Annotated in this window: 9 protein-coding genes; 3 read left to right on the forward strand and 6 right to left on the reverse strand. The window is 69.7% G+C overall.

The annotated features are described in order from the left end of the window. Positions 1 to 31: 31 nt before the first annotated feature. Entirely contained in the window at positions 32 to 685 is a 654-nt protein-coding gene (gene trhA, locus VB080_RS03935; RefSeq protein ID WP_323417121.1) for a PAQR family membrane homeostasis protein TrhA, read from the forward strand. 68 nt (positions 686 to 753) lie between these two features. Here the strand turns inward: trhA and VB080_RS03940 are convergent, their stop codons facing one another. From VB080_RS03940 to mca, 3 genes are all read right to left on the reverse strand, one after another. Next, positions 754 to 2808, reverse strand: a complete 2055-nt coding sequence (locus VB080_RS03940) for a thioredoxin domain-containing protein (protein WP_323417122.1) — start codon at positions 2806 to 2808, stop codon at positions 754 to 756. Positions 2809 to 2939: 131 nt separating this feature from the next. Continuing rightward, positions 2940 to 3131, reverse strand: coding sequence for a hypothetical protein (locus tag VB080_RS03945; protein ID WP_323417123.1), 192 nt, complete (start codon positions 3129 to 3131; stop codon positions 2940 to 2942). Further along, a complete protein-coding gene (mca, locus tag VB080_RS03950; RefSeq protein WP_323417124.1) occupies positions 3113 to 4027 on the reverse strand; it encodes a mycothiol conjugate amidase Mca in 915 nt (304 codons plus the stop codon). The genes VB080_RS03945 and mca overlap by 19 nt, the downstream gene beginning before the upstream one ends. A 61-nt stretch (positions 4028 to 4088) precedes the next feature. Between mca and VB080_RS03955 the strand changes: the two genes are divergently transcribed. Both VB080_RS03955 and greA read left to right on the forward strand, forming a co-directional pair. Beyond that, entirely contained in the window at positions 4089 to 4490 is a 402-nt protein-coding gene (locus VB080_RS03955; protein ID WP_323417125.1) for a DUF4307 domain-containing protein, read from the forward strand. A gap of 35 nt (positions 4491 to 4525) precedes the next feature. Continuing rightward, entirely contained in the window at positions 4526 to 5032 is a 507-nt protein-coding gene (gene greA, locus VB080_RS03960; RefSeq protein WP_323417126.1) for a transcription elongation factor GreA, read from the forward strand. Positions 5033 to 5053: 21 nt separating this feature from the next. On the opposite strand, the gene VB080_RS03965 is transcribed toward greA, so the two are convergent. The 3 genes from VB080_RS03965 to VB080_RS03975 all read right to left on the reverse strand — a co-directional run. Continuing rightward, the gene (locus VB080_RS03965; protein ID WP_323417127.1) at positions 5054 to 5440 is read right to left on the reverse strand and encodes a DUF2089 domain-containing protein; all 387 of its coding nucleotides are present in this window, start codon (positions 5438 to 5440) and stop codon (positions 5054 to 5056) included. Further along, a complete protein-coding gene (locus tag VB080_RS03970; protein ID WP_323417128.1) occupies positions 5437 to 6354 on the reverse strand; it encodes a hypothetical protein in 918 nt (305 codons plus the stop codon). The genes VB080_RS03965 and VB080_RS03970 overlap by 4 nt, the downstream gene beginning before the upstream one ends. Before the next feature lie 304 nt (positions 6355 to 6658). Next, on the reverse strand, positions 6659 to 7728 hold a 1070-nt coding region (locus VB080_RS03975), incomplete at its 5' end, for an AI-2E family transporter (RefSeq protein WP_323417129.1).

The raw sequence follows: 7728 nt of genomic DNA on the forward strand, positions 1-7728 counted from the left end.
GTAGGTTACGCGAAGTAAAGTAGGTACCCACATGATCGCGACCGAACTGCCTCCGACCACCAAGCCCGCGCTGCGTGGCTGGCTGCACGCCGGTATGGCGCCGGCGGTGCTGATCGCCGGGATCGTGCTGCTCGTGCTCACCCCCACCAGGCTGGGACGGCTGGGTGTGGCGGTCTGGCTGACCGGCTCCCTGATCCTGTTCGGGACCAGCGCGCTCTACCACCGCGGCAACTGGTCGCCGCGCACCTTCCGGGTGTTCCGCCGGCTCGACCACTCCAACATCTACCTGTTCATCGCCGCCACCTACACCCCGCTCGCCCTGGTGCTGCTGACCGGCGGCCAGCGGGTACTGCTGCTGGCCCTGGTCTGGGGAATCGCCGTCGCCGGCATCGGCGTCACCCTGCTGTGGCCCGGACGCCCGCGCTGGCTCGACGTCGTGTTCTACATCCCGATGGGCTGGGTGGCACTCGGCTGGCTGGGCGAGTTCTGGGCCACTGGTGGCCCGGCGGTGGTCTGGCTGCTGCTGATCGGCGGGGTGTTCTACACCGCCGGCGCCGTGATCTACGCCACGAAATGGCCGAACCCGTCGCCGCGCTGGTTCGGCTTCCACGAGATCTTCCACTCCTGCACGCTGGCCGCGGCCGCCTGCCACTACGCGTCCATCGCGGTCGCGGTGCTGGGTTGAGCGGTGCCCCGACCGGCCCCGCCGGCCACAACCCGGCAGTCGCCGGGTCTCCGGGGGCAGCGTCTGCCTCAGGCGCGACTCCACAGCGCGGAGCGCAGTTCCGCGAAACCGGACGCCGGGGCGAAGCAGACCGTCCCACGGCAGACGTAGGCCAGCCCCGACTCCCCGGCCGGACGGTCGTCGAAGTGGTGGGCGAAACCCTCAGTGCCGGGATGTCCGGTGACCACGGCGGTGCCGGCCGGCGCCATCCGCCAGGTCGCCCGGGCCAGCTCGGCCAGCGGGTCGCCGTCGGGGGTGACGACCACCGCAACAGCTGGCGACAACCCCGTCCGGGCCTCGTCGGCCACGACCAGGTCGAGCACGGCCGACCCGGCGAACCGGGGAGCGGCGACCGCCATCCCGGCCACCGTCGCCGCTGCGGCGTCCGCTCGCTCGATCAACGCGGGACGATCGGCCAGCAGGCCCACCAGCCGGAGTGCGGCGATCAGGGCACTGCTGCCTGACGGTGTCGGATTGTCAGAGACGTCCCGCGGCCGGACGTAGAGCGCCTCGGCGTCGTCGGCGGTGTCGTAGAAGCCGCCGTCGGGCGCTCCGAAATGGTCCAGTGCCACCGCCAGCAGCGCCTGCGCCCGCTTCAGCCAGACCGCCTCACCCGCCGCACCGGCCAGTCTGGCGAAGCCCAGCGCCACCGCGCCGTAGTCCTCCGCCAGACCCTCGGTCTGACCCGGCACGCCGTCCAGCGAGCTGCGCCGCAGCCGTCCGCCCCCCTCGGGCGAGCCCGCCGGGACCACCCAGTGCACCCGCCACAAGGTCTCGGCGGCCTCCCGGGCGAGCTTCAACCAGCCGGGCTCGTCGAACACCGTCGCCGCCCAGACCAGCGAGTCGATCATCCAGCCGTTCCAGGCGGCCACCAGCTTGTCGTCCCGGGCCGGCGCCCAGCGACGCTGCCGCACCTGCAGCAGCCGTTCGCGGACCCGCTCCAGGCGTTCGGGGTCGAGGTTGCCACGCAACTGCAGAGTGGACAGCCCGTCGCCGAAGCTGCCGGTGGTGGTGACGTGGAAGATCCTCGTTGCCCAGTCCGCGTCCGGTTCGCCCAGGGCGTCGACCAGCAGTTCCGGGTTCCAGACGTAGTAGATGCCCTCGTGCTGCACACCACGGACGTCGAGACTGTCGGCGTCCAGGGAAGCAGCGAAACCGCCGCCTTCCAGTCGCAGTTCGCGCTCCAGCCAGCCGACGATCCCGTGCACCACCTTCGCGAACAACGCCCGCGTCACCGGCTCGTGGTCGGGCACCCTCCGCCAGCCGCGGGTGTAGACGCCGAGCAGCAGGGCATTGTCATAGAGCATCTTCTCGAAGTGCGGCACCACCCAGCCGGCGTCGGTGCTGTAGCGGTGGAAGCCACCGCCGACCTGGTCGTGGATACCGCCGCGGGCCATCGCCTCCAGGCTGCGCTGGGCGACGTCCAGTGAGCCGGGCTCGCCCTTGACCAGCAGGGCGTCCACCACCGCCGGCAGCGGGAACTTGGGCGCGGTGCCGAAACCGCCGTGGACCGGATCGAAGTCGTCCCCGATCGTCTTCAACAGTTGCCACACGTCGGTGCGCTCGGGCACTGGTGGTGGGACGAACTCGGCCGCCAGGTGCGCCCGGATCGCCGCGGCGCTGCCGACTGCTTCGTCCCGGCGCTCCTGCCAGGCCTCGGCGATCGCCTCGACCACCTGCGTGAAGGACGGCATCCCACCCTGGGGAACCGGCGGGTAGTAGGTGCCGGCAAAGAGGGGCAGCCCGTCCGGGGTCAGGAAGACGGTCATCGGCCAACCGCCCTGCCCGGTGAGCGCCTGGGTGGCCTTCATGTAGATCGCGTCGAGGTCGGGACGCTCCTCGCGGTCGACCTTGACCGGCACAAAATCACGGTTCACCAGCGCTGCCACCGCCGGATCGGAGAACGACTCCTCGGCCATCACGTGGCACCAGTGGCAAGCCGAGTACCCGACGCTCAACAAAATCGGAACGTCCCGCCGCGCCGCCTCCGCAAGCGCGTCCGACCCCCACTCCCACCAGTCGATCGGGTTGTCCGCGTGCATCCGCAGATACGGGCTCGTCGCACTGCCGAGACGGTTAGCCATTCCTGTAACTCCTGACAAGTGCCCCACAGCTGACCTCGGCGACACCAGAGCCGCCCACCGTTTGTGCGGACTTCTGCGGGATCTGAGCTGCCGCTTTTCCGGCTGAACTCCGCACAAACGGGTCGACGGGGCTAGTGCGTGGGGGTGGGTGGGGTGGGTGGAGAGGACGGAGGGGACGGGGCGCGTGGGGGCACTGAGATCTTGTTGAGGTTGCGCCGCATGCTCCAGTAGAGGAACCCGATCACCGCCAGCAGCAGCACCGCCAGTGCCAGCGGTAGCCAGGACGGGGTCACCCAGTCGGACCCTAGATCGAGTAGCACCATGGCCCGACCCTACTCTCCCCCGCCTCCGCGATCCCGGCGAACAGGTCGTCCTCGGGCAACGACACCGGCACCGTGGAGCGGGCCAACTGGAAGTCCTCGGTGGGCCAGCCCTTCTTCTCGATCTCCAGCGGTACGGCGAACCAGAAGCCGTCCGGGTCGATCTGGGTGGCATGGGCGAGCAGTGCCTGGTTACGGACCTCGAAGAAGTCGGCCGCCGGGACGAACGTGGTCGGCCGCAGCCGGGCGTCCGCATCCTGTGACCAGTCGGCCAGCCGCTGAGCGTAGGGGCTCTCCAGTCCGTGGGCATGCATCGCCTCGTCGAGCGCCGCGTAACGGCCGCGGTGGAAGCCCATCTGGTAGTAGACCTTGGACACCTGCCAGGGCTGGCCGTGCTCCGGGAAGCGGGTCGCGTCGGCAGCCGCCTCGACCGCCGCCATCGAGACCGTGTGGGTCTTGATGTGGTCGGGGTGGGGGTAACCACCGCGTTCGTCGTAGGTGGTCAGCACCTGGGGACGGAAATCGCGGATCACCCTCACCAGCCGGCCGGCGGCCTCGCCCACGTCCGCCAGCGCGAACGCCTCCGGGGTGGTGGGCTTCCAGTCCGGCCCGTCGGGAAAACCGGAGTCGCGGTAGCCGAGCCAAACGTGCTCGATCCCGAGGATCTGCGCTGCGGCGGCCATCTCCTCGCGGCGCAGGTCCGGCAGCCGGGCCCAGTTCTGCGGGGTGTCGAGCTTGGGGTTGAGAATCTCCCCCTCCTCGCCACCGGTGCAACTCACGACCATCACCCGTGTCCCGCGGGCGACGTAGTAGGCGGTGCTCGCCGCACCCTTGCTCGACTCGTCGTCAGGATGGGCGTGGACGTGGAGCAGCCGGAGGCCGTCTTCTGCAGCGGACATGCGGCCATTCTTGTCGTCTGGGACAAAGCGGGCTACTTCCCGGCCATGCAGAATGTTCCCCATGAACCCCGATGCCGCCGAACGGCTCGCCCGCCGCTACCCCTCCCGCCGGACGCCGGTGTCGAACTGGCGCGCCTGGGCGGTACTGGCAGCGGCGGTCGGCCTGGCCTGGCTGGCCTGGGCGGCGTTCACCGGCGCCAACCCGGCGGTCACTGCACGGGTGGACAGCTTCGAGGTGGTGTCCAACGCCGAGATCGACGTCCGGATCACGGTCGACCGCCCGGATCCGCGCCGTCCGGCCGAGTGCAGCCTGTTCGCCCAGGCGGTGACCTATGAACGGGTGGCGGAACTGGTCGTGCAGATCCCGCCCGGCACCGAACGGTTGACCACCCTCGACGTGGCGCTGCGCACCTTCAAGCGGGCCACCACCGCTGACATCGAGTCCTGCCGGGTGACCGGCTGACCTGCTCCGGGAGCGGGATCGGCTAGGCTCGAAGGATGGCAGTAGAGCAGAACATGACGACCTGGTTGACCCAGGACGCCTACGACAAACTCGTCGCGGAACTGAACCACCTCAAGGGTGAGGGTCGCCGCCTCGTGTCGGCCAAGATCGCCCAGGCTCGTGACGAGGGCGACCTGTCCGAGAACGGCGGCTACCACGCCGCCCGCGAGGAGCAGGGGCAGCAGGAGGCCCGAATCCGCCAGCTCGCCGCCATGCTCGAGAACGCCGAGGTCGGCGAGGCGCCGTCCGGGTCGCAGGTCACCCCGGGAACCCTGGTCACCGTCTACTTCGACGACGACGAGGACGACGAGGACACCTTCCTGCTGGGCTCTCGCGAAGTGCTGGGCCTGGACGACGCGGTCGACATCGAGGTCTACTCCCCGCAGTCGCCGCTGGGCGCGGCCATCCTCGGTGCTGCCCCGGGGGACACGGTCTCCTACGCCGCCCCCAGTGGCAGCGCCATCGAGGTGACGATCGTCTCGGTCACGCCGTACACCGGATAGACCGCAGCAGCGACCCGGACGTCAGCTCTCCAGCGAACCAAGTAGCACCGCTGCCTCGGACGGAGCCAGCGCACCGCTGGCCACCTCAGCCAGCACCTGATCACGGGTGAGCACCGGTGGGGTCTCCGGCTCGCCGGCGAGCCCCAGCTTGACCAGCACCTCGGTGAACCGCGCCCGGGCCGTGGGATATGACACCCCCAGGTGCTTCTCCACCTCGCGCAGGTTCCCGCGGGAGGCGAGGAAGACCCGCAGGATGGCCGTCTCGCGCTCGGTCAGCGAGCAGAAATCGCAGTGGGCGAACTCGCCGGCCACCTCGGTGCCGCAACTGCGGCAGCCGAGCCGGGTCACGACCAGCGCGCCGCCACACACCGGGCATTCCGAGGGGGGACGGTACTGGGCCTGGCTCACTGCGGGCCGGCCTTGACATTCGCCCAGCCCATCACCACGCCCAGATCGAGCCGGGCCGAGCCGTTGCCGAGCACCAACTCGTCGAGCGCCGACTGGGAGCCGGACCAGGCGATCCGTCCCAGTTGAGCCTCGCCGTGGATGGTCACGTCCGAGTTGTCGTCCAGTTCAATGGTGAGCTGGCCTGACTCAACCCGCACCCGGGAGCGTCCGGTGGAGATCGAGCCGGAGATGGTGGCCGACCCGGCCTGGACCAGGACGTCGTCCGCTTCCCGGATGCCCCTCAACTCGGCATTGCCGGCGGTGAGCCGCACCTTGCCGAAGTAGGGGACGTCGGCGCTGCTGAGGCTGCCGGCGGTGACCTCGACGTCCAGCTGGATGTTGGGGTTCACCCGCAGGAACAGCTCCTTGCCCAGCCCCAGGGCCCGGATGTCGTCCAGGCTGCGCGGCGGGTGCAGGATGCTGAACCCGTCGAAATTCGGGCCGATCTCGCCGTCGCTGGAGACCTCCAGCACCGAGCCGTTGCGCCGCAGCACGTGCGGCCCCTCCGCCGACGCGGTGGCCACACCGGCGTCTCCGACGATCCGGACCCGGCGTCCGACGGCACGGATGGCGATCCGGTCAACGCCCTTCGATCCGGCCGCCCGGCGATGGCTGGCCGGAGGTTCCTCGGCATCCCGGGGCGGCTGGCTGAACACCTCGCGGGCGTAGGGCGAGTACTGCCGTCGTCCTGCCTCCTCACCGAGCTCCTCGTTGGTCGGCTCCGGCGTGGGGGGCTGGGGTGGCTCGCCGGCCGGCTCCGGCGTTGCCGGACTGTCGGCGTTCTTGAGGGCGTCGATCCGCCGGGCGGCTTCTGCGGCGTCGATGCGGCCGGCTGCGAGAGCCTCCAGGATCGGTCCGAGATCAGGTGATGTCATGCGTCCAGCGTACGGCTACTTTTCAGAATAGAAAGAGTTGCTTTCCATTCTCGAAGAGAATCAGGGGCACCTCAGGGTGGCGACACTCGGTGTCGAAGCGGGGTAGCCGCGCTCCCGGCACCCGCGCCGACTCCCTCGTCGAGTTCTTCCCGTCGCCTCCGCCCCACGTTGCGCTCCTCTGGTCACGTCGCGTGTGCTGTTGCGCGCGTTCTGACAGGCGCAACGTGACTTGTGATGCGCAATGTGGCCGAGGCAAGGAAGAAGAGGGACGAGCGCGGACGCGGAGGCGGAGACCCGGGCCGGATCACCCTGTCTTGGCGTGGGGGTCGAGCGGCGGCGACCCGAACCGCTGTGAGTCGAGGCCTCGCAGGAAGGCCACTGAGAAGGCCAGGACGGGGATCACCAGCAGCGCGCCGACGATGCCGGCCAGCGTGGCACCGACCGCCAGCCCGATCAGCACCGCCAACGGGTGCAGTGAGACTGCCCGGCCAAGCAGGATCGGCTGCAGGAAGTGGCCTTCGGTCTGCACCACGAAGATGGTGATCGCCAACATGATCACCGCCTGCACCCAGCCGTGGGTGACCAGGGCCAGTATCACCGCCACGGTGCCCGACAGCACCGCGCCGACCACCGGGATGAACGAGACGAAGAAGGTCAGCGCGAACAGCGCCCACGCCATCGGGATCTGCAGGGCGAGCGCACCGATCAGCATGCCGAGGGCGTCCACGAAGGCCACCGTGACCTGCGCCCGAACGTAGGCGACCAGCGAGACCCAGCCGTTGCTGCTGGCCCGCTCAACATTGGGACGGTAGTTGCCCGGGACCAGCTTCAGGATGGACTGCCACAGCCGCTCCCCCGAGGACAGGAAGAAGAACGAGGCGATGATCGCGATCGCGGTACCGGCGAAGAAGTGACCCACGCCGACGCCCGCCTCGGCGGCTATCGAGGCCAGTTCGCTGCGCGACTCGTTCACCCAGGTCGTGAACTGGGTGATATAGCCGTCCACCTCGGCCTGCTGGATCTGCAGCGGCCCCTCCGCCAGCCAGGTGAGCAGGGTCTGCAGGGCTGCCAGGAAGCGGCTGGCGAGTTGGGGAAGTTCGCGCGCCACCTGGGCGCCGATGGCGGTCAGCGTGCCCGCGATGACGACGAACATCAGCACCAGTGACGCCAGCGAGGCCAGCGCCGGCGGCCACTTCCAGGCCCGCAGCCGCTGGTTGACCGGGGTGAGCAGAGCGGCCAGCAACACCGCCACGGCGAGCGGGATCGTGACTGAGGAGAAGTACTGCAACAACAGCCAGAAGCCCAGGACGAGGGCAGCGATCACCAGCGTCCGCCAGGCCCATTCGGACGCGGTCACGAGTCCCTTGGGGACGG

The organism is Propionicimonas sp. (genome assembly GCF_034927565.1).
Lineage (GTDB): Bacteria > Actinomycetota > Actinomycetes > Propionibacteriales > Propionibacteriaceae > Propionicimonas.

Coding starts and splice junctions, on each gene's coding strand:
- VB080_RS03940 (WP_323417122.1), bottom strand. CDS start 2,808: ATGGCTAACCGTCTCGGCAGTGCGACGAGCCCGTATCTGCGGATGCAC.
- VB080_RS03945 (WP_323417123.1), bottom strand. CDS start 3,131: ATGGTGCTACTCGATCTAGGGTCCGACTGGGTGACCCCGTCCTGGCTA.
- mca (WP_323417124.1), bottom strand. CDS start 4,027: ATGTCCGCTGCAGAAGACGGCCTCCGGCTGCTCCACGTCCACGCCCAT.
- VB080_RS03970 (WP_323417128.1), bottom strand. CDS start 6,354: ATGACATCACCTGATCTCGGACCGATCCTGGAGGCTCTCGCAGCCGGC.
- VB080_RS03955 (WP_323417125.1), top strand. CDS start 4,089: ATGAACCCCGATGCCGCCGAACGGCTCGCCCGCCGCTACCCCTCCCGC.
- greA (WP_323417126.1), top strand. CDS start 4,526: ATGGCAGTAGAGCAGAACATGACGACCTGGTTGACCCAGGACGCCTAC.
- trhA (WP_323417121.1), top strand. CDS start 32: ATGATCGCGACCGAACTGCCTCCGACCACCAAGCCCGCGCTGCGTGGC.